Below are 25,387 nucleotides of genomic sequence, written 5' to 3' on the forward strand. Positions count from 1 at the left end.
ATGAGCGATACTGGCCTAGAGCAACTAGCAAAATTGAGTGGTACTTCGGCAGACCGCGTAGAGGACCTGCTTTCCCTTTTAAAAGCGCCTGCCAGTTTGACCCATCTGGTATTAGTCATGAGCAACCTGCAGCGTGCACTGAAAGCGATTCAGGAGATCGAGGGCTTACGGGAGAACCTTGAGGAAGGAGATGAGGTAGAAGGGCAGGCGAGTCTTTTAAACTATCTGCCGCTGATAGGTCAGCTTGTTACTTCAGTGGAAGCATCAAATCCCTATAGCTGTCCAGACGAGTGGCTGGATCGATCAGGCAAACAGCGAGGCATTATTAATGACCATCCCGAATGGGCCATGCTGATTCTGACGCCTGGCTCTGAATGCTACGACCATGGTGGTTACTGGCAGCATACTGGTGTTGTCATGGCGTGCTCGGCCATTCAGCGAAGGCGGCATCAAGAACGTATTGGTTCTGAGATAACTGCCGCCTGCCGAGATATCCGCACAATTGGTCAAGGCAAGAAGGCCCTTTCGCTACTGGAGCAAGTAGATACTGATACCACTCTTAAAGGCTATTATCAGAAACATCTGCTTGAAGGAGTAGGTGAAGGTGATGAGGTTCGTGAATCCCTGGCTGGCATTGAACTGCTCGTTCGTAAGGTGCTCAGCCTTAAAGGCAAAACACGGGAAGGTGGAGGAGGAGGTGGCCGATCAGGTCGACTAGTTGAACGGCAGGTGGTGTTGCCGGACGGTGATGATGAGGATAGAGAAGGACCTGAGGTATCGGTTCAGTTCTCGGAGTCGATCGGCGACGAACAGTCTCAGGGGCGCCAGCGCACAGCGGGGCTACATCCTAAAGAGACCCAGAAGCTGCGCGCCGTTTCCTTTACGGAGAGTAAAGCATCACCTACGTTAGGCTTTGATCTTAGGGATTTGATCAGGCGCCAGAAAAGCCGAATCAAGCATATCAGTCAGTCTAATCAGCGCCTTTTCTATCGCTATGCGAGTCTCGGTCGGGTCGAGTTGGCGACGGCGGCGGAACTCGCCTTTCAGCTATTTACTGGGCGAGGACGTTTTGAGCAACGTGATGCAGAAGGTGTTTATGCTGGCCTGCTACTGTTGCTGATGATCTGGCTTGGGCGACCCGTCGAGCAACTACTGGGAATGCGCGTCTACAACCATCAAGGTGAGCTGCCGAAACACCGCAAGGAAGTGCTCGCTTTTCTGATTGACGAGCACGCTTTCGTGTTGCCGATTCCCACGCCGGAGTGGCGCAACAGCCTTCAGGACGACGCGAAAACGCTGCTCTATACGGCCGGTGCTAGCACGCCTGCATTGGTAGATGACGTGGTAGTGGTCGCAAGCCCCGTGCGGATTGGCAAGTTTATCTCAAACCTTGGGTTAGCGCGAAAGGGGCGAGCAAAATACCGTGGATTGTTTCCCGAACACCGCCGTGAAGCGATTGAAGGTGCAATGCGTGCGGCGGTGTCGAAAGCCAACCGTGCCCATCGTATGCGGCTAACACCGCTGCGGATCAGTCAGGCCCTGTTCGATGAGATTGTTGGTCACTCCAGCGACTGGGTAGACGCTTACCTGCTGACCGGGCAACGTTTCACCATCGCTGATGTGGCCGCCCATTATTACAGCGTTCCAGCTGGCTACCTTGAGGCCCTTTATCATGAAGCGGCCGTATCGCTACGCAATAGTATCTATAAGTACCTGAGCGTCGAAGAGAAACACTATTATGCCTTTCAGCAACCCGTTTCGAACAGTGGCGACCACGGCAGTAAGTTGAACCTCAAGCCGATGTTGCTGACTCGTTTGGTCAAACATCTTAAGAATGATCTGCGGGCAGCAAAGCGTCTGGCACCCGGCGAGGAGAGCTGGCGGCAGGTGCACAATCATTACGTGGCCTATATGGCTTTCTGGATTCTTTTTGCGACCGGTTACAGGGCTGTCAATGACCTGGTTTTTCGTTGGCGGGAAATCGACTTTGATACAGGTTTTCTGGTGATCTCCGACAAAGACGACGAAGCGATGAGCCAAGCGAGGGTGGTCTGGTTGTTGCCGGAGGTGCTTGAGCAGCTACGTTGTTATGCCTATCACTTGGAAGTTTTGCAGGCCCGTCTGTATCAGCGTAACTCCCTTTATGAGCACCTAGATGCGGTGCTGAGCGAGCCACGGCCGAACGTACCGCTGATGTTCTTTATTAGTGACAGCTGGCAGGTGGTGCAGCTTTCACCGGAGAATCTGAGGCAGCAAGTACCTATTTTTACATTACCAATCAACGCCAGTCGGCACTATCTGCGCAGCACCCTTCGCGCCGAAGGCGTCCGTGGTGAGCTGGTCAACGCTTTCTTGGGGCATGCCCAGCAAGGTCAGGAGCCGTTTGGTGGATTCTCCACATTGTCTCCCGTTGAGATGTTTCGAGAATTAGCGCCGGTTCTAAGCAAAATGCGCCGCGAAGCAGGGTGGACGGTTCAGCAGGGGCTAGCGGATGTCTGATCAGGTCGAGGAGGTTTGGAGCGGCTGGAAGTTGATAAAAGTTCCAGAAGGAGCCGGCGGTGCCGAGGCGCGTCACAGACAGCATTTAATAAATAGGCGTCGCCACCAAATGGCAGTACTTGAACTGCTACAGAAAGCGCATCCCGGCCTGGTTCGAGGTCAGTATGGTGTCAAGGTGCTGCCCGAGACCACCCAGCAGTGGGAGGAGACCCTGCAAACAACCGACAGTGGTTCTGTCGTGGAAATGCGGAACAAGATCAACTTCTTGTCACTTGGGTTGCGGCGTGGGCAGCAGGAACTAGGGTGGGAAGTGGTCGTTCCAGCACCGCTGCACTTGGTCAGGCCCGCGGCAAGTGTCTTTACGCCCTCATCCTTTGAAGCAATGAGCTATTACCGTGACTGGTGCCGATATGCCGACTACGCGATTCAACAAGCAGATTTTCAGGCACTTCTTTTGCACGACAACGCGGACCAAGGACACCGTAGGTTCGAACCCGAAATGATCAGCTGGGGGCTGTTTCTTTATTGTGTTATGACGCGTGATAGTTTGCTGGGTACCAAGTTTTTGAATTCACTGCCTTTAGCCACCTCTACATTAGCCGTGTATAAGTCGTTTGCCTGGCTGGTTTTGCATGAGATGGTGCCGGGTGACATGCCTGGCAAAGTACCTCCACGCAGTCGCTGGCACTTGGGTGTGTCGACATTAGCCGTCTTGATGCGTCATATCGAGCAATTTGGCCATCCTGGTGAGAAGGTAAATGGCTATCAGCAGGCCAAGATGCTGACAAAGACATCATGGCTCCATTTTTGTCGTGCTATAGGGGCGAAGGCGCTGACACTTTCAGAGTGTCAGGAGCATGCTGCTACCGCTTTTCGACTGCATGTACCTGCTTATCTGGTCAATAGTGCGCTTGGCAAGCAGCAGGGTACTTCGCTTGCCGAGGCCCGTTGGCAGCAGTTGCTCTGCGGTGGGTACAGAGTACACGCGAAACAGGAAGCTAATCAGGTAAGCGATGAGGCCACAGTAGTTGAAACCGGGCTCCCACCGATGGCGACGAAGCAACTTGGCCGTGATCAGCCGTTATATGAGGGACGCAAGCTGCTTAAGTTGCTGCATGACATCCTCTACAAACGCAGGGAAGAGAAACGCCTAGGCTATGGGCAGCTTGCCCGAGAACTAGAGAATGCCGTTACCGCCTCTCAACAGATGGCGCCCATTGTCGAATGTCTCTGCCGTTGGTTGCTTTTTCTGCACCGCACAAAAAAACGCAAGCAGTCGACCCTGTATAAATATCTCGGTATCAGCATGCCGCTTTTACAGGCAATGGGGGACACATTAGTCGATCAGGATCGGCTTGCTATCTTAGTCGAAGCCTATCAGTGCGTGGTGGAGCAGGCGAAGACCGAGAAAAATCGCAGCTATCGTTGGACAGTGTTGCGCTCGTTTCATACGTTTCTTGTCGCTGATCTTGGCTTGGCCAACGTGTACATGGAGTTCAGCGGAGACGGCGCGGCGGTGTCACATCATGCCGATGCCAACTGCTTATCGGAAGAAGAGTACCGTCAAGTGTCGGGTTACCTGGCCTCCCAGGCGGCCAGTGCGATGGGTGCTATTCGTTACTGGATATTTGTACTCGGTTTTCGCGCAGGACTTAGGATAGGTGAGGCTCTTTCTATCCAGCTAGATGACATCTTGCTGAATCAGATGCTGGAACATACCGACGTTACCCTTCTAATTCGCAATAACGCCTATGTTGCCATCAAGAGTCATGATTCACGCCGACAGCTGCCCTTGCACTACTTGCTGACAGAGACTGAGTTAGATGACTTTAAGGCCTTTGTCATCAAACGGCACAGCGTGGCAACACATGGTCGTGTCATGCTGTTCGGCGAGGGGGGTAATTCTGTATCTCCATTGCGAGATGACATAGTGCAGACGGAAATTCATACAGGCATGCGGCGTATCACCGGTGATCCAAGCCTGCGCTTTCATCATTTGCGCCACTCGCTGGCTAACTATTTGCTGCTCTCTTTTCATGGTGTTGAGGTTCCGTGGCCAGTGCCTCAACATCATGCAGCTCTATGGGAGAAAGTGGTTAATGGCCCATCCCGCTCAGGGCTGTATTTCATAGCCCAAGTGATGGGGCATGCATCCCCCGAAGTAACTCTTCGTAGCTATTTACATTTTAACTGCCTATTGTCTGATCATTATTGCCACCAAAAATCTAACTCGGTAGAGGGCAGCCTTCCCAGCCATGCGATTGCTCAATTGGAAGCCTTGGATAGATTGATTGAGGTTAAATCGGCGACCCTACGTAAATGGCAAGAGCGCTTCGGTGAGCGGCCGCCTCTATGGCTCCAGAAGGCCTTTCCGATGTGCCCGTTGATTGATGTAGAGCAGCAGGATGTTATGCCCTATCCGGCACTACCAGATAAGGTTCTCCTTGAACGCCAAGGCCTGAGCGAGCTCTCGCTGGAACAAATTGCAGCCGCTTTAGACCTCTTGCATAAGAGGAGTTTTGAAGACGTTGAGCGTATCTTTAATCTTCGTGACGGCGAGGCAGAAGGGTTAATTTCATGCGCGGTACGAGTGCTGACCGCACGCACACGACAAGGGAAGAGTGCCTTTCGCCACTATCGGCTCACCAAAGGCAAGCAGCCAGCGGCGAGTAATAGTGCACCTCCCCGGTTTCCAATGCCGCACTCGCTTGCAGAACGTCCGGTGGCGTATGCGATGTACCAAGCGATCTGGTCGCAATGGTTTGAGCATCACCCCGATGTACTTCGTAAACATCTTCGCTTCTTCTATCGCTACCACCGTGCCACCGACGGGCATGTATGGATTCGTGATGTCGATGACGGTTTGGACTTTGTGAGTTGGGTGGTGAGTTTAGATGCTGGCGTCAAAGCTGTCATTGAGGTGATACCTAGTGCTCTATCATCTCTTCCTGCAAAAAAGCAGCTCAGTGAATGGAAGAAACGACTGCCGTCGCATTATCACAAGGTCGAGTGGCAATTAAAGTCAATGGGATCCCGCTTCAACAAGCCGCTTGGTACGGGGAATGTGAAGTTCTATGTTGTTAACCAAAATAAGCGTTCTCATAGTGGGTACCCTGCGCGCTATGTGTTGGTGTTGGCATGTATCGTGATGGCTGCAGTGGCCAGGCATGAACAGCAGAATAAGCCCTTGCAAGAAAAAAAGCGTATTCGGAGCTTATAAGTGCAGAATCCGAAATGGAAGAGTCAGACAAGTAAGCCATTAATAACATGGACTGCTATCTATGATCGTTAGGCTGGTTGATCAAGGGGGAGTTGTCGCCCCGGCCCGGCGCTGTAGGGGTAAGGTGTGTCTGAACGAAAGGAAGTGGTAAAAAGTAGGTGATTTAAGCAGAGCCAATAGATTTTTAGTGGTATTGCGTCCTGAGTGCGTTACTTGCTGAGGAGCTATATGAAATCCGGGCTAGCAAACGGCCAATATTGTCGATCAAGCAAATCTTCTAGGGTTGCCGGGCGTTGTGTCTGGCGCGTTAGCAGGACGGACAGTGGCCACCAGCCTTCTCATACAAGCTCAAATTCATATTGTGCACGGCAAATCGCTAATTTTTCCACAGCCGCCAGTCATCACCGTTCATTCGATGGTTACCACAACGCTGCCTGCTATTTTAAGAGCTCGTGATGAGAAACATGACCTGCATCAGCAGGCTCTTTTTCTTTTCAAAGAGTTAAAACAGATACTGGATGACTATACCAAGCCGCAAGCCAGGGTAACGGCAAAATCAATGGAGCAACTGGTAACACAGCGAAGCGGTAAGTTAAGTAGTGCCATCACGCTGTTGGTGATCTGGATTGTGTCGGTTATCCGGATGGGCAAAGGAAGGACAGGAAGGCGCTCTAAGTCGTTCGAAAACAGTAATATTCATAACTACTGGGGGGTATTGTGTAAGCTTTTGAGGAGCTGGCGTACGATGTCGATCTGATGGTACTAGGTAGCAAAGAGGCCACCGTTTTTATGCAGGTTTGTTTGACTAGCAAAAAATCCAGTTAAGAGATATGAGCTATTTTAGCCATTTTTCATAGCGTAGCCGCTTTACAAGGTATTGAAGAGCCTGACTGGGATGAGCTTCCCGTTGCAGAACAAGGACGGCACGTGAGAGCTGAGATGCTCCCGGAACAACGGATAGAAACATCTCAACGAGACCCTGATATTGCATGTTTACTTCAGTTTGTATTGCCGTGCGCTTATCGCTTTGGTGTAAGGCTAAATGAAGCGAGAGGATTGCGCAGGCGAGTTTGGTGTGAATCTAAGGCTAACTGGGCTTTTAATATACGCAAGAGGAACCCATTCGAACATTAGGTTGGAAATTCCTAAGACTTTTTAATGGAAATTAGCAGCTGCTCCGGTTACGTTTGATCCCTTGGTGGCGAGAAATTTTTGCCTGCTACGCATCTTGGATAACGGATGTTCAGCCATGTGGCATGACAATGAGACGGCTATTGATTACCTGAATTTTGGCGTAGTGGCTGATGCTTGTGCGAGTATGCTTAAGCGCGCAAATGGCGCTCCTATTTCCATTGGAGTGTCTGGGGGATGGGGAGCAGGTAAGTCATCTTTGATAAAGATGGTTGCTGCACGGTTGCACACACTATCCGAATCAGATGGAAGCGAAAAACCAGATAATACCTTCGTCGTGCTAACTTTCAATCCGTGGCTGTATCAGGATTTTGAATCTGCGCGAAGTGCTCTGCTTCAAATCGTAGGTGACGAGATTGTTCGGCTTGCGAAAGAAAACGAGACCATAGCAGATAAGGTTGATGAGCTATGGCGTCGTATCAACCTCCTCAGGATTGCTCAGTTGAGCGGTGAAGCCGCACTGACATTAACGACTGGCATTCCGGCTGGAGCACTCGGCAAAACGTTCAATTCCATCGTTAACTTCCTTTCTACGGACGCAAGAAAAACACAAGAGGTAGACGTGGATGCTGAGGGTATCGCGGCTGCGGCGGCGGGTTTATTGAGACCGAGTGAGCCGTTTTCCATGCCGGCTCATATCCAAGCCTTCCGTGACACGCTGGAAAGCCTTCTCGACGACCTAAAAGTCACCTTGGTCATTTTTGTCGATGATTTGGATCGGTGCCTTCCACAAACTGCTATTTCAACGCTGGAGTCTATTCGCCTGCTGCTATTTATCCCCCGCAGCGCATTCGTCGTTGCTGCCGATAACGACTTTATTAAGGCAGCGGTAAAAGTTCATTTCGATGGGGCTGGGATTTCGAGTGACGTCGCCACCAATTACTTTGACAAGCTCATCCAGGTTCCACTTCACGTTCCGCGGCTTGGTCTCAATGAGGCAAAAGCCTACCTGGCACTGCTCTTGCTCGAGCGAGAGGCCAAGGCTGGTACTTTCACTAAAGAGAAGTTCGAAAGCGCGCTCAAGCTTATTCCCGAAAGACTGAGAAACAGCTGGAGAGGCGATACGATCAATCAAGAGTTTCTCTATGAACTAGTCGGAACAGACGAAACATTGAGAAGCTTGATGAATCTCGCAGAGGGATTGGCGTCTCTGCTTCATCGCTCATCAGCAGTCAATGCTAACCCTCGGCTTATGAAGCGCTTCCTAAACACAGTTTATCTACGAGAGGCTCTTTCTGCGCCGCAGGGAATCAAGCTAGATATCGCTGCATTGGCGAAATGGCACCTTATTGAGCGTTGTGATGAAACTCTAGCTGAAGCGTTGGCTGGACAGGTGCATTCGGACAATGACGGTCGAGTAGAGGTTCTTGCTGAAGCAGAGAGTGCTGCTGCAAGCCAGGCTCGGTTGCCCGAGCCTTTCAAGGACAACCCTTTTACTCGTCAGTGGCTCGATTTGCCACCTGCACTTGGTACTGAAGATTTACGCCCATTGCTTCACCTGAGCCGTGACTCGGGCACGCGTGACTTTGGCGATGACAACATGACGCCTGACTCAAGAAAACTTCGTGATGCTCTAAAGACTGCCACTAGTGGGCATAAATCCCTCACAGACCTTATGAACAAGATTGGGCCTGATCAGACCGAACTGGCGATGTCCAAAGCATGGCTGAGCTGTAGCACCACTCGCAATTGGAAGCGCAATGATGAAATTGTGATGCTTATTGAGTGCTGCAAGGTTTTTCCGGAAATTGGAAAAAAAGCAGCCAGTTTGTTAGAACAAGCCCCTCTAAAGCAAGTCGGGCCCGGCATTATTCCCACCCTAGGTGCCCAACCATGGGCGCACGAGGTCTTAGATCGTTGGAAGGATCTTAACGAACTGCCTAAGACAACTAAGAATGCGATTGTGAACTTGAAGGCGAAGCGCTGATGGGGACTTCAACATCTAGTAGTGGTGGCCGTGCAGGATCTCCTTTTGACCCAGAATGGCTCGCTCCAGATGGAGCGGCACCAAGCAATCCTGATGGTGAAACACAGTCAGATCCTGAACAAGGCATTGGCGAGGGGGCGCCTGACAGTGATTCGCCTGTGGCAGGCGAGAATGTTATTGCTCCAGATCGTCGCTTTGGTCCTGCGCGATCGCAAATGGGTTCTTACCTAAAAAATGGCAATCGCGACAATCTTCGTGGTGCTATCCGGAGCATGGTGTCAAAAGGAATGGGAGGAGCAAGCCGTGCTGCTTCCACTATGCGTAGCACAGCAAAAGGAGCCGGGGCTCTCGGCCAGTTCCTCGAAGCAGTTCGAGATGGTACGGATCCGCGAGTAACGGACTGGGTCGCACGCTGTAGGGCGGCCAATCTTTCCGCTTCTGACTTGGCGCTTGAGGTCTTAAAAGAGGTTATCTCAGATTCGGGTAGTATTGACGAAGAATCTTTGCGTGACGCAGGTACTAATGCGCTAGCCAAGCTCTACGAGAACCACCCGAACGTCGATATTTTTGATTTAACAGATGCTCAAATTGCCGAAGTGATTGGTCTGACAATTGCTAATCAAATCTGTCAGCGCATCGATATGCAGCTCGGGCAGACCTACGAAAAACTTAAGCATGACCCAGCCCAGATCCAAGAGCGCCGAACGGACATAAGAGAGTGGGTCTGGGCAGAGGTACGGGTGACCCTGGAGGAGAAAAAAGCCTCACATACAGACCCTAAGAACTTGGCGCAATCAGTCCTTCAATCTGCTTTGCAGGTATTTGCCGAATGAACAAGATTTTATGCTCCACCGTGGATCGAATACCGCAGCAGCTGCAAGCAGGTGAGAGAGTTTTCTCGTATTTTAAAGGAGCCAAACGCAATGATGTTGGCGCAATTGCCAACCGTTGGCATGGAACACTGAAGCGAGCGGGATTCCGGCCATCACCGGTAGTTTGGGACTTTGTTCAGTTTTGTCTTGCGGTCTGTAGTGCTGACTTGGCCAGCCCCAGAAATACCAGTGCAGACGGGTGGACGCGCACGATCCAACTCACTGTAGGGCTTTGTGAACCGCTGCGGTGGGTACCACTCAAGCAACATCTTGAGGAAATGCTAAAGATTTTGACTGGCGACTACTGGACCCTAATTTTTAATGATGCAGGGGCTAAGCCTCCTCAGGGAGATGGTGACTATCTCCAGAACGACTGCGTTTCTTTGCTATCAGGTGGGCTCGATAGCCTGATTGGGGGCATCAATTTAGTGACTGAAGAAAAGCGCCCTTTGTTCGTTTCCCAGCTTGCGCATAAGGACTCGGAGCGGCAGCGACGCTATGCTAAATTGCTGGCAGGCACTGGCTCACATTATCAGTGGAGCCACGGCATAAGTTTCAAAGGTGTGCGGGAATCGTCAACTCGTGCCCGGTCCTTGGCTTTCTACGCGTTTGCCGTGCTCGCCTCTACAAAGATCAATTTGCCTAAGCCGCAGATCTACATTCCTGAAAATGGCTTTATCTGTATTAATCCTCCGTTGGTACCTGGACGAGTGTCGAGCCTGAGTACACGCACAACTCACCCGCTCTTCATTGGCATGCTCCAGAATGTGCTTGATGAACTGGGGATATCTGTGGAGCTGGTATTGCCTTATCGCTTGCAAACCAAAGGCGAGATGATGCGAGGCTGCCTCGATCCAGAGAAGTTGAGAGAGTTGGCTTCAGACTCCACAAGCTGCGGGCGGTTCAGGACTTATAATCGTCAGCACTGTGGTCGTTGTGTACCTTGCCTGATTCGTCGCGCTGCGTTCTTGGCTTGGGAACCAGAATCCGATACCACCGACTATCGTTTTCCATCCGTAGTAGGCAGCGATAAGTCCGGTGGCCCCGATGACCCTATGGCAGTAGCTCTGGCTGTGCTTGATGCCAAGCAGAGAGGACTGGATCGATTCCTGGGGGGCACACTGACTTTTGCATCAATTGAGGAGCGTCCAGGCTATCGCCGAGTCCTCAAGCAGGGGCTTGCTGAATTGGAAGCCGTTCTTGCTCAGGATCAGTTGCTTTGATTGACTTTCATTGTCACGTAGATCTCTATCCCAAAGCTAGAGAAGTGCATGCCGAGGCACTGCGTCGTAACTTATTCACTTGGCTAGTAACTACGAGCCCGAAAGCCTTCCAGGCAACGAGCTCGGTGCTCAGTCATCACGAGTCAATGTTGATCAGCCCCGGCCTGCACCCTGAGATCGCTGGCGATCGTTTTCAGGAGTTGGATATTCTCATAGAGCTGATTGATGGTGCCAATGCTGTCGGTGAGATCGGTTTGGATGGCTCCAAGAGGTTTGCCTCTAGCTACCTAAAGCAGAAGCAAGTTTTTGCTACTGCCGTGAAGCGATGTCATGACTTGGGTGGGCGAGCGCTCAGTATCCATTCGAGGCAGGCGGTTCCAGACGTGTTAACGCTACTTAGAGAGTTCCCTGACCACGGTATCCCGGTTTTGCATTGGTTCACCGGAACGGTATCGGAGCTTAAAGCCGCCGCGGCGCAAGGCTGCTGGTTCAGCATTGGCCCAGCAGCTTTCCATTCTGCGGCCGGGAAGGCATTGGCCAAAAAGCTTCCGAAGGAAAAGGTCGTTCCTGAAAGTGATGGTCCCTTTGCACAGTTAGATGATCAACCCGTGATGCCATGGGATTTCGAAATCACGTCCAGTCTGCTTAGCAAAGCTTGGGCAATGCCATTGATAGATGTTCACTATCAATTGATTAGCAATGCCAAAGTATTGCTTGATCAGATGGGCCGTACTACGGCAGCGGCAAGTCTCATTTAATAGATAAGTTGCAGCTATAACCCTTAAGATGAGTGGTTGTGTAGCTGGTAGTCTCTTTTTGTCAATTGAGCGTGCGATGGTTGCCGTTAGCCATCACTTTCTCACGAGTAGGTTGAACTCAGTAAGGTGTTAGTCGTTCTCCATCATCGGCCGCTTGTGCATGGTTAGCCTCGATTACCACGACTGTCAATTACGCGATGACTAGCTTATTTGCAAAATCCCCAGAATAATGGACCAGAACATATACCCAAGATAAGGGTGCCTAAGCATATGACCACACCAACTAGTTTGCGTGAAGCAGAGATGGAAGCAAGATCGCGTCGAGCCGTGACGGAAAGCGGCGATTGGTTAACTGTCGATGAGATATTGCATTTGCCAGGCGTCAGCTCACGTAGTGACTGTGTTCATCCTGCGCAGTGGAAACAACAAGGTGACATTTTTACGATTAACGACCATGGTACCGAATACTATCCTGCGTTTGGGCTTGAGAAAGATGCTGGCTACCGACCATACCGCGTCATGTCGAAAATCATCGACATCTTCAAAGATGATAAAAGCGGGTGGGGAATGGCCTTTTGGTTCCAGTCGGCAAATAGCTATCTTGGCGGGCTAAAACCTCAGAATCTGATAGCCACAGATCCTGATCTCGTTATCGACGCCGCTCTTGATGAGGTTCAAGAAATCTTGCACGGGTAGTGAGTACAACGATCAGGAATATTGGCAACAACGATCGACACGCCTCAATCGATCCAACAAGGTAATGAGGTCTCTGTCCTTAACGGGATGGAAAAAGCTTCCCGCAGCAAGTGAGGTCTGTCTTGTGTGATAGGGCAGCCGCTATAAGCCCATAGGACTATGCTTTCACTGGGGTCGGTGTTACTCAGGGTACTTTCCCTCGATCAATCTGTATTGGAAGTTTTGTGGTGAGGTTTACTACCAAATAGGTGGAAGCCAAGCCAAAATAAAACCGCACACACCTGCAAGAACGCGCCAACTTGATACCTCATTAAGCCAGCTACACCCGAATCAACAGCAGGCTTGTCCTACCACCACTCACAAGTCATTCAGAAAGCCAGAATAATCATCGCTACCAAGCCGGTGAGACAAACGGCGCCTAGCAAAATCCTATCCTTCGCGACAACCACCTCTTTTCCTTATTATTATATTTATGGGGCAGAACCGTCATACCCCTATTTTGGCGCATCCCCCATTGCACAGGCTAATCGGCATTGCTGTTTGCCTTACGGCAACAGCGCTGCTGGAGGTGGTGTTTCTGATATTATTGGGAGTCGCTGTATCCTACGTCATATCCAAATTCCTAAGACGCACGCTTTAGTAATCGTTGATGCACTGGGCTCAAACCGGCCTGAGAGGTTGGTGTGAATCGCTTTCTTGGTACTGGATCGGAGCAATCGCTAGATGTCGGTAGTTTAGGAATCATGGTCAGTTTTGCGCGTACACTTCTGTACGCCTAGACTATAAATATATAGTGTTGGTGTACACCTGTGAAACAGATGACAGCTCTGCAGCGACTGGACAGCTGGGACAAAACCGGGCGAAGCGTATTCACGCGAAATGACCTGGCAAAGATATTTCATGAAGACAGCCCAAAAACCCTTCAGGAAGGGATCAACCGACTGCGTAAGCATGGCATTCTCGAAGGCGTAGCCAGGGGAGTCTATTGCTACTCCCTTTCGCGTACTCCCGACTCCTATCGGCTGGAACGAATCGCTCGGTCCATGCGCCGAGGGGAGTACAGCTACGTCTCGCTAGAGTCAGCCCTGTCAGAGTATGGGGCCATCTCACAAATCCCCGTCGATCGCCTAACCATTATGACAACAGGCCGTAAAGGGACGCACCGCACCCCTTATGGAACCATTGAGTTCACGCATACAAGCAGGCCCATCATCGAGCTGCTGCCGCGCATGCGTGACATTGGGCGGCCGCTCAAGATGGCGACGCCTGACGCTGCCTGGGCAGATCTCAAACGTGTGGGCCGAAATACCTATTTAGTAGATGTGGAGATGATCCATGGCCAGGATTGAGCCTGAGGGTTTTGCCAAGCTCGTTGACATGGCAATGGAAGATCCCGGACGCAATGCGATGCAGCAAGTCCTCGAAAAAGAACGTCTGCACTTCGACATTTTATTCGCTCCAGCGTCGAAGAGTGCGATACACGTAGCGGCTAGCCGAGGAGAACCCACGCGGCATCAACTCGAAGGCTACGACCCGGGCTAATACTCCGAAGCCTACGAGTTCGGGGTGATCGACTTCATCAACTGGGGCAGCGAGCAGATGCAGGAGAATCTTGGCTGTAGCGTCCCTAGCCTGCAAGTTGTGCGTGGCTAAATCAGCTGTTGTTGAGGGGAGGCATCCAGTCGGTTCGCCAGACATTCGTAAATCCATACGGTGCTGGCCCCCCACATCAGATGAACGGCATCATTAGCCGGCGGCGATTGGCTGGATGAAGGTGAGGCGGCGAGAGGATATGCAGCACCGGAAACCAGACGAAATAGCTCGCTGCCCATATCGCCACGCCGTAGCCGCTGCCGTAGACCAAAGGATGTGCGATTCATTGGCGTGTGGCGGGGTATAGCGCCCCAGCGAAAGCACCATAGCAAAAGTGGCTGACAAGGCTTAGCTCGACATGCTGCTCTTCGTCCAATAGCCCATCCGCCTCCACCTTCTGCAGAAGATTCTGGATTATCTCACGCGGCAGCAACGGGTAGCGCTCTTCTCGTTGGAGTCGCCGATAGAGTGCCTCCATGGCAAGGGTCATGGGAATGGTGGCGAGCAGGCCGCCGATGGCACCGGCCAAGTAGCGATTCGTGGCTTCCTCCTTGAAGCATATGCTGGCTTACATGGCTCTCCATAGTCGAGAATATGGCCAAGCGCCCGGTACTACGTGAAGCGCCACGATGTATGTTTTATAGATTGCTCTTTGGAAACCGGTAGTTTTTTGTTGTTGATATCCCTAGGATCACATTGTGTGCCTATGCTGTCACAGCACTGATTTAGCAACAGTCTTCCGGACATATTTTTAAGCGCTTACCGTTAACATACCGCTGTCGAAGGGTAATGCCAGACCGTCTACTTTCAAGAAACCGCGTAAGCGTTTGAGAGGATAAGATGGGTAGGTTTGTTGGGAGGAGAAAATCACTATGTCGCAAAAATACGATCCGCAAAGACCTACTGTCGAAGGCAATGCTAGAAGTTCTTTTGAGCGTTTAAACGGATCTGTTCAGCATTACGATAAGCCGTTTGAGCCGGTGGACAGTGAGCACTGGGAAGCCGATCTCCTGGAGCCAACCAATGCCGTGAGGCCAGGAGAAGTTCCTACACACATTGCCCCGACGGGCACTCGCTATATCAGAGTTCATGAGGTACCACCAAAGCTCCAAGACGGTTTTATAAGCTATCTCACTGGTGCCGGGTGCCCAGTGGTTGAAAACGAGGATGGCCCACTGGCTTATGAGATCGATTGGATAGAATGGCGTCAGCACCGCCGTCCTGATCGTATTGCGGCGCATAATAGTACGGAAACAAGTGTTGCAGTGATGCGTACGTTCCCAACGATTGCTCATGAATGGGGGCTGTCTGATACAGACATGGCAGCGCTTCTAAAAATTAATATCGATAGTTATCGTGAGTGGGCAGCTACGCCTTTACAGACAAACTTATCAGCTGAGCAGCTTGAACGTGCATCCAACCTCCTAGGGATCTATCGGTCGTTAACATTGCTATTTCCTCAAGTAGAAGACCGGCAACGGTGGCTTCATGACTTGAACGATAACGCCCCTTTTAGTGGTCTCTCTCCCATGGAGCTGATGAATCGCGGTGGCTTATCGGCTTTGCGCTCTCTTCGAGACTATCTTGACGCCCAACGGAAAGTTGGATTGGCTTGAATTACTCCATAGCCATGGATTTCGAGAATCATTCTCGTAGCGCTGAAATTTAAAAACGACACCATTAAACAACTCTTAACAGAGAGGCCATCGTACTGCTGAGGATCTTATAGAATTGGGCCCAAGAAGAAGATCAACAACTCCTTGCCGGTTGGATCCTAAGTGCCTCAATTAGCGTTTGATAGAGCTTAATCTGGGTTTTTAGCCAATTTTCTATAGACTGGCCATAGAGGCTTGTTTGATGTCTCCGCCTCGGCTATGTGTGTCTGGGCCATGCTCACCAATTGGCGGATGTCTGGTAAATGCCTCTCGAACAGGAGAATCTCGTCGATTTTCGTTAGGGCTAAAGCAATTAGCTCTTGTTTTTCGATGTCTGCTAGGTTTTTTTTAGCAGCTCATTTCTATGTTCGAAAATAACATCGCGTGCACGCTCATGCGCTCTACGCCTTGCTTGTAGCAATGCTTCTTTATTCTGTTCTTTCTCGGGTCTTGTCGTTTTGCCCAGTACATACGTTTCCCCGGAAGGAGTGGTGATGCGAAGAGGACGAGATGCTGCACCGGGGGAGTGATCAACGTCTTTTGCTGCCATCAGTCGTACCTCCTTCAAAATATTCATGAATTATAACCATGGTAAAGGCATATTTCTTGGCATTTTGCTCCATTGCCATTCATTTTTCCTGCTGGCAATGCAGTCACTCGATTTTAGACCTCACCATGCATCCATTCGTGCATCTCTTGAGGACGTTTTACCCACAGCCGTACTAATTCTAGGTTCAAGTTCTCTAGGTGCGAGTAAGGCTATTTCATCAGCATGGGCGGATTGTGGTGTGAGGTTGGCCACCAGCTCTTTCTCAGAGTAGGGTAGAAATTTACTTCTTAGCCATTTTTCAGATCATTTGATCATGATTGCCAGCGTTAGTTAATGTGCCCAAACAATTCGATTGTCAGATGACAAACAATATTTATAACAGCTTTTTAGGTGCAGCGCATTCATCAAGCTGCTCCCGTCCTACTTCAGTTAGATCACGCCAAGCGCATACGTCATCTGTTTCATCAGCATTCGCGTCACATTGGTCGAGAAGTAGCTCAAGCTTGTAGGGCCTTAAACGTGATGGTTCGGGTGGTGATAAATCAGCACTAATTTGAGCCAACCTTTCAAGGAGCCAAGCTTCCACTGCTAGGCAAATAGCATCGTTCTCTTCTTTGCCCAAGAGATCAATACTATTGTCTGAACGATAAATGAAAAAGTCATCAGGAATCTTTATCGACCCTCCGCCCCGCAAGTACGCTATGATCTCTCCGCTCATTGCGGCCATATAGGCAACATCGCTTTGTAAACACTCCAGGGCTTCACGAAAGGTCTCTAAAGGTTGAGGAAAATGGTCGCGCAAATCGAAAGCACGGTACGCGAAAATTGCTTGGCCTATATCTTTCGTTGTTCCCATTTTTCCTCCGTTAAATGACCATTCCTTAGATTAAGATATGGCTCATGTTTGATTTTTCTATTGAATTGTTTTGAAAGGTCTTACATATTCTAGCGATGTCACCCCATCTTCAGTAGCACCCAGGTTTAGAGTTAGAAGTAACTTTATCGTGTTTTACCACCAGTTGCTCGGCATAGGCGGAAGGAGTTAGCCCTCCAAGACTCTTCTTCGGTCTTTCTTCGTTGTACTCCCGCCGCAATGCTTTGATGACAACCTTGGCGTGGTGAATACTGATGAACCAATGCTCATTCAGACATTCATCTCGAAAGCGCCCATTGAATGATTCGATATAGGCGTTTTGATTGGGTTTTCCAGGCTCGATTAAAACAGTGCAACGCCACGTAGATGCGCCAACGACAGTATGGCGCGCCCACAAAATTCTTTTCCATTATCCGTGCGAATGGCGCTAGGTAGGCCACGTTATAAAGCCAGATGATCCAGAAGCCGTGTTAACGACAGCACGTCAATGGCACGTTCAGGCACAATAGTCACGGCTTCATGGGTAGCGTCGTCGACAACGGTGAGGTGCTTTATCACTCGCCCGTCTGCGGTACGGTCAAACACAAAATCCATTGACCAGACCTGATTGGCGGCGCCAGGACGACCCAATGGGTGGGCACCTTCTTGCGCTTGCGTCGTTTTACCTGCAACCGAGCCGCCGCGTAGAGGCGCTCGACGCGCTTATAATTGACCTGTTCACCGGCTTAACGCAGCTTCAGGTAGATCATGCCAGCGCTATAGCGACGATGCCGATGCGCCAAGGCAACAATGCGTTCACGCAATGCCTCATTACGGTCAGGAGCCGATTGATAGCGTAATGCACTGGCACTCACACGGATGACAAGGAGCGCTCGGCGCTCACTGAGGCCACTTATCACCATAAAGCGCAACACATCTCGGCGAGCAGGGGCACTCACCACTTTTTTCTCCGCGCCTCGCGAGTGACCTCCATCTCTAGTAATAACTCCGCGAGCAGCTTTTTTCAAGCGTCCATTTTCGGCTTCGAGCTCTTTGAGTCGCTTGGCATCGGGTACGCTCATGCCGCCAAACTTGCTGCGCCATAGATCGTAAGTGGCTTCTGAGAAACGGTGCCTACGGCATAGCTCCTTGATGGGCAGTCACGCTTCGGCTTCGCCCAGGAAACCAATGATCTGTTCTTCGCTGAAACGCTTCTTCATGTCCAATCTCCTTACGCATAGGATCGGACTCTAAAGTGTAGCGCTACTCAATCGGGGGGTAACGTCGGGTTACGAATAGGTTTCTTCAACGATAGAAATATATGTTAAATAAAAGGGCCAGCATAAAGGCTGGCCCAATATCTTAAATAGTGACTACATATTAATAGTCAACATGTAACTCATATCGGTTATTGTCATTTTCTTTAGTACCTCCAAGTGCATTGCCTGTCACTTCAAGTTGATAATTGCCTGGCTGCAGTTGGCGGACCATTTCAAAATGACCACGTGGGTTGGATGCTTCTGCTACCTGCTGTCCCGCTGCATTATAAAGCACAGCAGAGATACGGTTGCCAGTGCTGGTTGCGCCTGGAAAGTGCTCGCTTGCCACCTTCAGCGTAGTCGCTTGTTCAATGTTAATATTGAAACGCTTTGATTGGCCCTGGGCAAGCACTTGTGTAGAAGAGACGCCTCTTTCAAGTAGGGGCAGATCCTGGGTAGTCGTCCCATAGTTAGCCAATGCAGGTGTTGAAAGAATGCTGGCTACAAGCGTTCCAAAGATAATTGATTTAACTTTCATGATAATTACTCCAGTGGTTGATGACTTGTTTATATTAGCTGTGGTTTTTGAAATGAAGCTGAATTTAAAAATAAAAAAAACGCCACCATTTGGTGACGTTAAAAGTTATCCATTACCAGAGTTGTTAGAACATCAGTCTAACACCTGCAACAACTCCAGTGTCTTCCGTGTTGTCGCCACTTGCGCGGGTGAGATCTGCAGTGTCGCCGTACTCTTTCTCCCAATAAGCACCGATATAGGGGGCGAAGCGGCGGGTGACTTCATAGCCTAGCCTCAGGCCAGCACGAACGGAGTTAAGCCCTTCGCCCACGCCAAATTCTTCCACCTCACTGGCGGCCACGGCAATTTCGGTGCGCGGCTGTAGGTAGAGCCGCTGAGTCAGGCGCAGATCATATTCACCCTCAAAACTGGCGGCGACATCACCATCTTCACTCACTTGCATAGCAACGTCGGTTTCAATGCCATAGGGCATCACCCCTTGTAGGCCGATAACCCCATAGGTGCGTTCGGCGTGATCATCGGAGAATACCCCCCCTTGGTAACCGATACCCCCCTGTAGCTCCCAAAAATCAGCCACTAATTGACTATAAAGTAGTTCCAAGGACTCAAACTCAGCATCTTCCCCATCGCCCTGGACATTCTCGCCTTCTGACTTTAGGTAAACGCGGTTGATATCACCGCCGTACCAGCCTTGAAAGTCCCATACCACGGCGTCTTGGCCTTTGTCGGGAACGGTGTATTCAAGCCGGTCGAACAGCCCCATGCCCATGTTGTGTTCCATCGTGGGCGCTGGCCAGTGATCTGGAGCCGCATAGCCATCTTCGGCAAAAGCGGTAGGGGCGGCGGCCATGCCGAGGGCGGCGCTGGCGAGGGTTACGTAGTGCTTGGTTTTCATACTGCCTCCTTAAGAAACCTGAACAACGCGGAACATGCCGGCATCCATGTGATAGAGAAGGTGGCAGTGGAACGCCCAGCTGCCCTCGGCGTCAGCGGTGATCAGCGCAGACACGCGTTCGCCGGGCTTCACATTCAGGGTGTGTTTGCGCGGAATCAATTCACCCTGGCCGTTTTCCAGCTCCATCCACATGCCGTGGAGGTGGATAGGATGCTCCATCATGGTGTCGTTAATGAGGATAAGGCGCAGTCGCTCATCTTTCTCAAAATGAATGGGGCCGGTCACTTCGCTAAACTTCTTACCGTCGAACGACCACATATAACGTTCCATATTACCGGTCAGGTGCAGCTCAAGCTCACGGCCTGGTTCACGGCGGTCAGGCCATGGCGTGAAGGCTTTTAAATCGCGGTAGACTAAAACACGACGTTCATCAGGGTCGATGCCGATGCCCGCCTGGTCGTATCGAGAGCCGGGCTGGGCTTCACCGGCAACGAGCAAGCCATTTTCGCCGATTTTCGCCTGTTCACCCGCCATGCCACCCATATTAGAGTGATCCATGCCTTGCATGTTGGACATGCTGGAGTGGTCCATCCCCGCCATGCTGGAATGATCCATGCCTTCCATATTCGACATGTTTGAGCGATCCATTTCCGACATGTTGGAATGATCCATACCTTCCATATTCGACATGCCGGAGTGGTCCATCCCCGCCATATTTGACATGCCAGAATGATCCATCCCGCCCATACCGTGGGCACCCATGGCTTCCATACCGCGGTCGGCAATTTGACGGCGTTCAGGAATCTCCGCCTGCATGCCTTCACGTGGGGCTAGCGTGGCGCGAGCATAGCCGCTGCGATCCATGGCTTCGGCGAAGATGGTGTATGCCCGGTCGTCTTCAGGTGAAACCAGCACATCGTAGGTTTCCGCCACGCCAATACGGAATTCATCAACAGGAACGGGTTGCACCGGCTGGCCATCAGCGGCTACCACGGTCATCTTCAAGCCAGGTATACGGACATCGAAGTAAGACATGGCCGAACCGTTAATCACGCGTAGCCGTACCCGCTCACCGGCTTTGAACAGCGCGTTCCAGTTTTCCTGGGGGGAGTGGCCGTTGAGCAGGTAGGTATAAGTGCTGCCGGTGACATCGGCGATATCCCGCGAGCTCATACGCATTTGGGCCCACATACCGCGCATCTCGGCGGTTTGTGAGAAACCCTTTTCGCGAACATCGGCGAAAAAATCAGCAATCGTGCGTTCTTGGAAGTTGTAATAGCCTTCCATGGTTTTCAGATTACGGAACACCGACATCGGTTCTTCAAAGGTCCAGTCGGTGAGCAGTAACACATGCTCACGGTCGTAACGGATAGGCTCGCGCTCGGCGGCGTCGATAATCAGCGGCCCCGCATGGCCTAGCTGTTCCTGCAGACCTGAGTGGCTGTGGTACCAGTAGGTGCCGTTCTGCCGGACAGGGAAACGATAGGTAAAGGTTTCACCAGGGGCGATACCGGCAAAGCTGACACCAGGCACACCATCCATTTCCGGCGGTAGGATGAGGCCATGCCAATGGATAGAAGTAGGTTCATCAAGCAGGTTAGTGACGCGAAGCACCGCGTCCTGCCCTTCTTGTAAGCGAATCATCGGGCCTGGGCTGGTGCCATTGATGGTAATGGGGGTTGCCTCCTGACCATCAATCGGGTGTGATTCGCGACGGATGGCCAGTGATACTTCGGGGCCTTCTTCGACGCCCTGCGCGTAGACATTGCTGCGGCCCCAGGGGTTTGCCCAGGCGGGGGTTAGTCCCATTGCGGCAGCGGAACCTATTCCTAGGGCAGCGCCGCCTTTTAGGACCTGCCGGCGAGAAAGCGGGTGAGAAATGATGCTTGAGCGTGCCATGTGTAACTCCCATCAATGATGAATGGCACCATCTTGATGGAAGAAGCTGAATCAAAGCTGAAAAGTGATTAATTAATCACTTCAACTGCAAGAGGCAACGTAACCGTAACGCGCAGTCCACCCAGTGGACTACGCTCAAAACGCGAGTGCCCTGAGTAGCGGGCAATTAACTGCGCAAGAATCGACAGGCCTAAGCCGTAGCCGGGACGGCGTTCATCCAATCGTGTGCCACGCTCTCCCAAGCGCGAAAAATCTTCTTCTGCAACGCCGAAACCGTCATCATCAATGGTGAGCGTGAGTGTGGTAGCGGAGACGGCAATATCGCAATTAACGCACCTATTCGCCCATTTGCCAGCGTTATCGAGCACGATGCCTAATATTTCAGAAAAGTCGTGAGCCTCAATAGGCACTAGGTCTTTCTCGCCTGCCGAGTGGGTGAGGTTGAAGATACGCTCAGGGTAAAGGCTGCGGAACATCTCTATGAGCCGTGAACTATCTCGCGTGACGTTCGCCATTCGACCCGCGTTAGGCCCTGCAATACGCGAACGACGCAGCTCTGCAGCTAACTGAGCGTTAATATCTTCAATACGGCTGAGCAGTTTATGCCGTCGGTTTTCATCAATGGGCCGATTGCCGCGCAGTACTTGGGTAATTGCTGCCAGCGGGGTTTTTAAAGCATGAGAAAGATTGGCGACTGATTCCCGCGAGCGTTGTAATCGATGATCGATATCATCCATAAACCAGTTCAGCTGGTCGACTAATTCATCTAGCTCGGAAGGGGCTACTAATAACAAGCGATCACGTTTGCCTGATCGCAAGGCTTCAAGTTGTTGACGCAGTTGCCAAAGTGGCGTGAGTCCACGGTTAACCGCTAGCATATTGAGTATGATGAGCATCCCTAAAAGCACAGCGGCAATCCCACCTACCCACCAGTGCAAAGTTGCAAGCCCTGCTTCTACTTGAGAAAAATCCTCACCCACTAGCAGCACACCCTGTGTGCCCTGCCACTCAAAATGACGTCGGTAGACGAGCATGTGCTGCGTTCCGCGATTCACGTCTATTAGGGCATCGCCGCTTTCATTTAGCAAAGGTGCTAGCTGTTGTTGCCACTGTGGGTCAGAAGCGCTGATCAAGTCGTTAAAGCGGAGTACGTAGAGATGATGAAAGACTTGATAGCCTTGGCTAACCGAGTCTAGCGCAGTCGGGACAGCCGTTTGGTCCTGCTCTAGCTGTGCGACCGCATGATTGGCTTCGCGCTGAAGACGCTCACCCAAAAAATCCCGAGCAAGATTCTGTAACAATATGCCATGCAGTAGCCAGGTCGTCACCACCACGAATAGCGCCACGCCGCCTAGCCAGGCGAGTAGTCGAATACGTAAACTACGCCGATCAATGTGAAGCAAAGAAATACCCCTGGCCGCGGCGAGTTTGGATAATTGATTTGCCTAGATAACGGCGCAGACGAGCGACATAGACTTCGACCAAGTTAGGCGCGGCGGCATCCTGCTCCAATGCATAGAGCTGCTCTAGTAGCTGCTCTTTCGAGTGAATGCGATCAGGATGCAGCATTAAGTAGCGCAGTAACCGAAACTCGGTCGCTGTGAGCGAACGCCACGTTTCACCTTCTAAGCACACTCGTTGACCCGCTTCATCCAACGAAACGCCGTTAAGCGTGATCACTTGAGATAACTGACCAGACTGCCTACGTAGCAAGGCCTTCAGCCGGGCCATCAGTTCGGCTTCGTGGAAGGGCTTGGTAAGATAGTCATCGGCCCCCGTCTCAAGGCCGACAACTTTATCTTCCCAGGTATCGCGGGCCGTCAGGATCAAAATAGGCGTGTCGCGTTTTTGCCTGCGCCACTGGGCGAGCAGATCCAGCCCTGAGCCGTCGGGCAAACCGACATCTAAGATCGCCAGTTCATAATGCTCGGTTGCCATCAGCGACTTGGCCGCTTTCAAGGAAGCGGCCAAATCAACTAGGTAACCGTTGTCTTTGAGACTCTCTGCTAAGCTTTCCGCTAGCAAGTCATCATCTTCAAGTAGCAACAGTTTCATGGATATACGTCAGATTAGAGAGAAAAATTGCCGTACATGCCGGATTCGTAATGGCCGGGAATGTTACAGGCATACTCTAGCTCGTTAACATTATCAGGAACACGCCATAATAGAGACCCAATCTCACCAGGCGCAATGGTGACGCCTTCCATGCTCATATTGGCCATATCGTGACCATCGCCGTTTGACATATTGGACATATCGTGGCCTTCACCGTGTGCCATATTCGACATGTCATGGCCTCCGCCATTGGCCATGTTTAGCATCATCTGGCGATGTTCTTCTTGGGCTTCTTTGCTACCAATCACAAATTCGTGTTCTAGATTGCCGGTGTTAGTAATTTCAAATTTAACCACCTCCCCTGCCGCCATTTCTAGCGCTTCAGGGTCGAACCACATATCGCCAGCTTCAAGGCTGATCGTGCGGTCAACGTCAGCCTCGGTTAGGCCATTGTCACCACTGCCTTGGCCGGGCGAAGCCCATGCCGCACTCGTTATCAAGCTTAGTGAAAGGGCAAACAAAGGCGTTGTTAAGGAGATTTTGCGCATGGTCATTTACCTCAGAGGTTAGTGTCACTTGTTCTTTATACGGTGTTAACCTGAAACGAGCCTGAACCTAACGTAAAAATATGATCTGCTACCCAAAAGCATTGCTAACATGATGATGGATCCTGACCCCCTGATTAGAGTCAACGCTGCAGCAATGACTTTTCGTCTTTTTGGTGCAATTGCCTATGGCAGCCTCCGCCTAAACCTCAGAGTACGGCCCACAAGAAGGCGACGTTAATGGTCGATCTCTGGAATGGCTCAACAAGGTGGTTGACCTGTTAGTCACCCATTCGGTGATGACACTCTTGTCAGCACCGCCGTGATCAACAAGATAACCGCGACCAGCACCATCTCCAGTGCAATACTTCTCTGTAACCGTCTTGGGGCTGTTGCGTCGCCGTTCTCAAAGGCCGGAACAAGCCGCCACTTGTTCGCGGCAGCAAATAACAGTAGCACCGCCACAATCAATACCTTGCCAATCAAGAACTGTCCATATGCCGTGGTGAGCAGTGGCGTGAGACCGCCTGCTAGTAGCGTGGCCAACGTGACGCCCGCCAGTACCAACAAGCCGACTCCGCTTATAGCGAGTTTCCCGAAACGGGTCAGAATGTGGGCGGTATTGTCCTGGTTGTGACCCCGTCCCACTAAATGGAACAGCGGCCACAGCGAGGCCACCCAGAATGCTGCCGCCATCAGGTGAACGATCAGCAAGCCAGCTAGAACGAGGCGTGGGGTGTTTACTGTATGCCCCACCTGCACGAAAGCCAGCATCACCAGTAACACGCCTACTAGGCTCAAGCTGTTGGCTGATTTCGAGAGCGCTAAGTTATTAAGCTGAATCGCCTGGACCAGCAGCAAGCCAGTTACCGCCAGTATTAGTCGGACCCCGGGCGCACCCTCGAACACGATTCCGAGCAGCATTGGGTTGGTTGCAGCAGCGATATTGCCGCCCCCAAGGTAACCAGCTTCTAAAGGCCACTGGAACAGAATCAGAATGACCCCCGCCCAGGCAGCAAAGATGCCCATGCGGGCGACGCGCCTCCGGTCGTGATCAGGGAGTCGGGGAAACGCTAGACGAAACAACACGGCCCCCGTCGCGACTAGGGCACTAAGGTAAATCCCGGCCGCCACGAGAATCATCGCGACGGTCCAGACA

General features: G+C 51.4%; 22 protein-coding genes and 1 pseudogene. 11 read left to right on the forward strand and 12 right to left on the reverse strand.

Annotated features, from left to right (window positions below; translation table 11 throughout):
- The 10 genes from KF947_RS13620 to KF947_RS22215 all read left to right on the forward strand — a co-directional run bounded on the left by KF947_RS13620 (nt 1) and on the right by KF947_RS22215 (nt 13,928).
- Nucleotides 1-2,499, forward strand: a complete 2,499-nt coding sequence (locus tag KF947_RS13620) for a hypothetical protein (RefSeq protein ID WP_227404194.1) — start codon at nt 1-3, stop codon at nt 2,497-2,499.
- Nucleotides 2,492-5,719, forward strand: a complete 3,228-nt coding sequence (locus KF947_RS13625) for a DNA breaking-rejoining enzyme, catalytic core (protein ID WP_159340841.1) — start codon at nt 2,492-2,494, stop codon at nt 5,717-5,719. The genes KF947_RS13620 and KF947_RS13625 overlap by 8 nt, the downstream gene beginning before the upstream one ends.
- A 322-nt stretch (nt 5,720-6,041) precedes the next feature.
- Complete coding sequence (locus KF947_RS13630; protein WP_227404195.1) at nt 6,042-6,476, forward strand: hypothetical protein; 435 nt, start codon at nt 6,042-6,044, stop codon at nt 6,474-6,476.
- A gap of 492 nt (nt 6,477-6,968) precedes the next feature.
- Nucleotides 6,969-8,837 (forward strand): P-loop NTPase fold protein, encoded by a 1,869-nt coding sequence (locus KF947_RS13635; protein WP_159340843.1) that lies wholly within the window; start codon nt 6,969-6,971, stop codon nt 8,835-8,837.
- Complete coding sequence (gene qatB / locus KF947_RS13640) at nt 8,837-9,670, forward strand: Qat anti-phage system associated protein QatB (protein ID WP_159340844.1); 834 nt, start codon at nt 8,837-8,839, stop codon at nt 9,668-9,670. The genes KF947_RS13635 and qatB overlap by 1 nt, the downstream gene beginning before the upstream one ends.
- Nucleotides 9,667-10,932 carry a Qat anti-phage system QueC-like protein QatC gene (qatC, locus tag KF947_RS13645; protein WP_227404196.1) on the forward strand — a complete coding sequence of 422 codons (1,266 nt, stop codon included), beginning with the start codon at nt 9,667-9,669 and terminating at the stop codon, nt 10,930-10,932. Before qatB ends, qatC begins: the two co-directional genes overlap by 4 nt.
- On the forward strand, nt 10,929-11,690 hold the full coding sequence (gene qatD / locus KF947_RS13650) for a Qat anti-phage system TatD family nuclease QatD (RefSeq protein WP_159340845.1): 762 nt from the start codon (nt 10,929-10,931) through the stop codon (nt 11,688-11,690). The genes qatC and qatD overlap by 4 nt, the downstream gene beginning before the upstream one ends.
- Before the next feature lie 270 nt (nt 11,691-11,960).
- Entirely contained in the window at nt 11,961-12,386 is a 426-nt protein-coding gene (locus KF947_RS13655) for a hypothetical protein (RefSeq protein ID WP_227404197.1), read from the forward strand.
- An 818-nt stretch (nt 12,387-13,204) separates the two neighbouring features.
- The gene (abiEi, locus tag KF947_RS13660) at nt 13,205-13,735 is read left to right on the forward strand and encodes a type IV toxin-antitoxin system AbiEi family antitoxin (RefSeq protein ID WP_227406299.1); all 531 of its coding nucleotides are present in this window, start codon (nt 13,205-13,207) and stop codon (nt 13,733-13,735) included.
- Entirely contained in the window at nt 13,722-13,928 is a 207-nt protein-coding gene (locus KF947_RS22215) for a hypothetical protein (RefSeq protein WP_162527870.1), read from the forward strand. Before abiEi ends, KF947_RS22215 begins: the two co-directional genes overlap by 14 nt.
- 107 nt (nt 13,929-14,035) lie before the next feature.
- Here the strand turns inward: KF947_RS22215 and KF947_RS13670 are convergent, their stop codons facing one another.
- Both KF947_RS13670 and KF947_RS13675 read right to left on the reverse strand, forming a co-directional pair.
- Complete coding sequence (locus KF947_RS13670) at nt 14,036-14,266, reverse strand: hypothetical protein (protein WP_227404198.1); 231 nt, start codon at nt 14,264-14,266, stop codon at nt 14,036-14,038.
- A complete protein-coding gene (locus tag KF947_RS13675) occupies nt 14,263-14,508 on the reverse strand; it encodes a hypothetical protein (protein ID WP_227404199.1) in 246 nt (81 codons plus the stop codon). The genes KF947_RS13670 and KF947_RS13675 overlap by 4 nt, the downstream gene beginning before the upstream one ends.
- A gap of 343 nt (nt 14,509-14,851) precedes the next feature.
- Here KF947_RS13675 and KF947_RS13680 point away from each other — a divergent pair, with 343 nt between their 5' ends.
- A complete protein-coding gene (locus KF947_RS13680; protein WP_227404200.1) occupies nt 14,852-15,595 on the forward strand; it encodes an antitoxin Xre-like helix-turn-helix domain-containing protein in 744 nt (247 codons plus the stop codon).
- Nucleotides 15,596-15,971: 376 nt separating this feature from the next.
- Here the strand turns inward: KF947_RS13680 and KF947_RS13685 are convergent, their stop codons facing one another.
- The 10 genes and pseudogenes from KF947_RS13685 to KF947_RS13730 form a co-directional block, all read right to left on the reverse strand.
- Nucleotides 15,972-16,184: a hypothetical protein gene (locus tag KF947_RS13685; protein WP_227404201.1), complete on the reverse strand. Its 213-nt coding sequence runs from the start codon at nt 16,182-16,184 to the stop codon at nt 15,972-15,974.
- A gap of 373 nt (nt 16,185-16,557) precedes the next feature.
- Nucleotides 16,558-17,040: a hypothetical protein gene (locus KF947_RS13690; protein ID WP_227404202.1), complete on the reverse strand. Its 483-nt coding sequence runs from the start codon at nt 17,038-17,040 to the stop codon at nt 16,558-16,560.
- A gap of 109 nt (nt 17,041-17,149) precedes the next feature.
- A pseudogene (locus KF947_RS13695) lies at nt 17,150-18,197 on the reverse strand (IS3 family transposase).
- A gap of 220 nt (nt 18,198-18,417) precedes the next feature.
- On the reverse strand, nt 18,418-18,834 hold the full coding sequence (locus KF947_RS13700) for a hypothetical protein (protein WP_159340851.1): 417 nt from the start codon (nt 18,832-18,834) through the stop codon (nt 18,418-18,420).
- 124 nt (nt 18,835-18,958) lie between these two features.
- Complete coding sequence (locus KF947_RS13705; protein ID WP_227404203.1) at nt 18,959-19,729, reverse strand: copper resistance protein B; 771 nt, start codon at nt 19,727-19,729, stop codon at nt 18,959-18,961.
- A gap of 9 nt (nt 19,730-19,738) precedes the next feature.
- Entirely contained in the window at nt 19,739-21,628 is a 1,890-nt protein-coding gene (locus KF947_RS13710) for a copper resistance system multicopper oxidase (protein ID WP_227404204.1), read from the reverse strand.
- Between the two features lie 68 nt (nt 21,629-21,696).
- Nucleotides 21,697-23,031 carry an ATP-binding protein gene (locus KF947_RS13715; protein WP_227404205.1) on the reverse strand — a complete coding sequence of 445 codons (1,335 nt, stop codon included), beginning with the start codon at nt 23,029-23,031 and terminating at the stop codon, nt 21,697-21,699.
- Nucleotides 23,018-23,683: a response regulator transcription factor gene (locus KF947_RS13720; protein WP_227404206.1), complete on the reverse strand. Its 666-nt coding sequence runs from the start codon at nt 23,681-23,683 to the stop codon at nt 23,018-23,020. The genes KF947_RS13715 and KF947_RS13720 overlap by 14 nt, the downstream gene beginning before the upstream one ends.
- A 14-nt stretch (nt 23,684-23,697) precedes the next feature.
- On the reverse strand, nt 23,698-24,231 hold the full coding sequence (locus KF947_RS13725; protein WP_159340856.1) for a plastocyanin/azurin family copper-binding protein: 534 nt from the start codon (nt 24,229-24,231) through the stop codon (nt 23,698-23,700).
- 282 nt (nt 24,232-24,513) lie between these two features.
- Nucleotides 24,514-25,317 (reverse strand): copper resistance D family protein, encoded by an 804-nt coding sequence (locus KF947_RS13730; protein WP_227404207.1) that lies wholly within the window; start codon nt 25,315-25,317, stop codon nt 24,514-24,516.
- Between the last annotated feature and the right edge of the window lie 70 nt (nt 25,318-25,387).

The organism is Halomonas sp. FeN2, from assembly GCF_020595105.1.
In the GTDB taxonomy this organism is placed as follows: domain Bacteria; phylum Pseudomonadota; class Gammaproteobacteria; order Pseudomonadales; family Halomonadaceae; genus Vreelandella; species Vreelandella neptunia.

What these genes read in the sequence shown, in the direction of transcription:
- KF947_RS13700 (WP_159340851.1), bottom strand. Translation starts at nt 18,834, where the DNA reads ATGAAAGTTAAATCAATTATCTTTGGAACGCTTGTAGCCAGCATTCTT.
- KF947_RS22215 (WP_162527870.1), top strand. Translation starts at nt 13,722, where the DNA reads ATGGCCAGGATTGAGCCTGAGGGTTTTGCCAAGCTCGTTGACATGGCA.
- KF947_RS13725 (WP_159340856.1), bottom strand. Translation starts at nt 24,231, where the DNA reads ATGCGCAAAATCTCCTTAACAACGCCTTTGTTTGCCCTTTCACTAAGC.
- KF947_RS13720 (WP_227404206.1), bottom strand. Translation starts at nt 23,683, where the DNA reads ATGAAACTGTTGCTACTTGAAGATGATGACTTGCTAGCGGAAAGCTTA.
- KF947_RS13690 (WP_227404202.1), bottom strand. Translation starts at nt 17,040, where the DNA reads ATGGGAACAACGAAAGATATAGGCCAAGCAATTTTCGCGTACCGTGCT.
- KF947_RS13705 (WP_227404203.1), bottom strand. Translation starts at nt 19,729, where the DNA reads ATGAAAACCAAGCACTACGTAACCCTCGCCAGCGCCGCCCTCGGCATG.
- KF947_RS13635 (WP_159340843.1), top strand. Translation starts at nt 6,969, where the DNA reads ATGTGGCATGACAATGAGACGGCTATTGATTACCTGAATTTTGGCGTA.
- qatB (WP_159340844.1), top strand. Translation starts at nt 8,837, where the DNA reads ATGGGGACTTCAACATCTAGTAGTGGTGGCCGTGCAGGATCTCCTTTT.
- KF947_RS13625 (WP_159340841.1), top strand. Translation starts at nt 2,492, where the DNA reads ATGTCTGATCAGGTCGAGGAGGTTTGGAGCGGCTGGAAGTTGATAAAA.
- KF947_RS13710 (WP_227404204.1), bottom strand. Translation starts at nt 21,628, where the DNA reads ATGGCACGCTCAAGCATCATTTCTCACCCGCTTTCTCGCCGGCAGGTC.
- KF947_RS13685 (WP_227404201.1), bottom strand. Translation starts at nt 16,184, where the DNA reads ATGGCAGCAAAAGACGTTGATCACTCCCCCGGTGCAGCATCTCGTCCT.
- KF947_RS13620 (WP_227404194.1), top strand. Translation starts at nt 1, where the DNA reads ATGAGCGATACTGGCCTAGAGCAACTAGCAAAATTGAGTGGTACTTCG.
- KF947_RS13670 (WP_227404198.1), bottom strand. Translation starts at nt 14,266, where the DNA reads ATGAATCGCACATCCTTTGGTCTACGGCAGCGGCTACGGCGTGGCGAT.
- KF947_RS13655 (WP_227404197.1), top strand. Translation starts at nt 11,961, where the DNA reads ATGACCACACCAACTAGTTTGCGTGAAGCAGAGATGGAAGCAAGATCG.
- qatC (WP_227404196.1), top strand. Translation starts at nt 9,667, where the DNA reads ATGAACAAGATTTTATGCTCCACCGTGGATCGAATACCGCAGCAGCTG.
- abiEi (WP_227406299.1), top strand. Translation starts at nt 13,205, where the DNA reads ATGACAGCTCTGCAGCGACTGGACAGCTGGGACAAAACCGGGCGAAGC.
- KF947_RS13680 (WP_227404200.1), top strand. Translation starts at nt 14,852, where the DNA reads ATGTCGCAAAAATACGATCCGCAAAGACCTACTGTCGAAGGCAATGCT.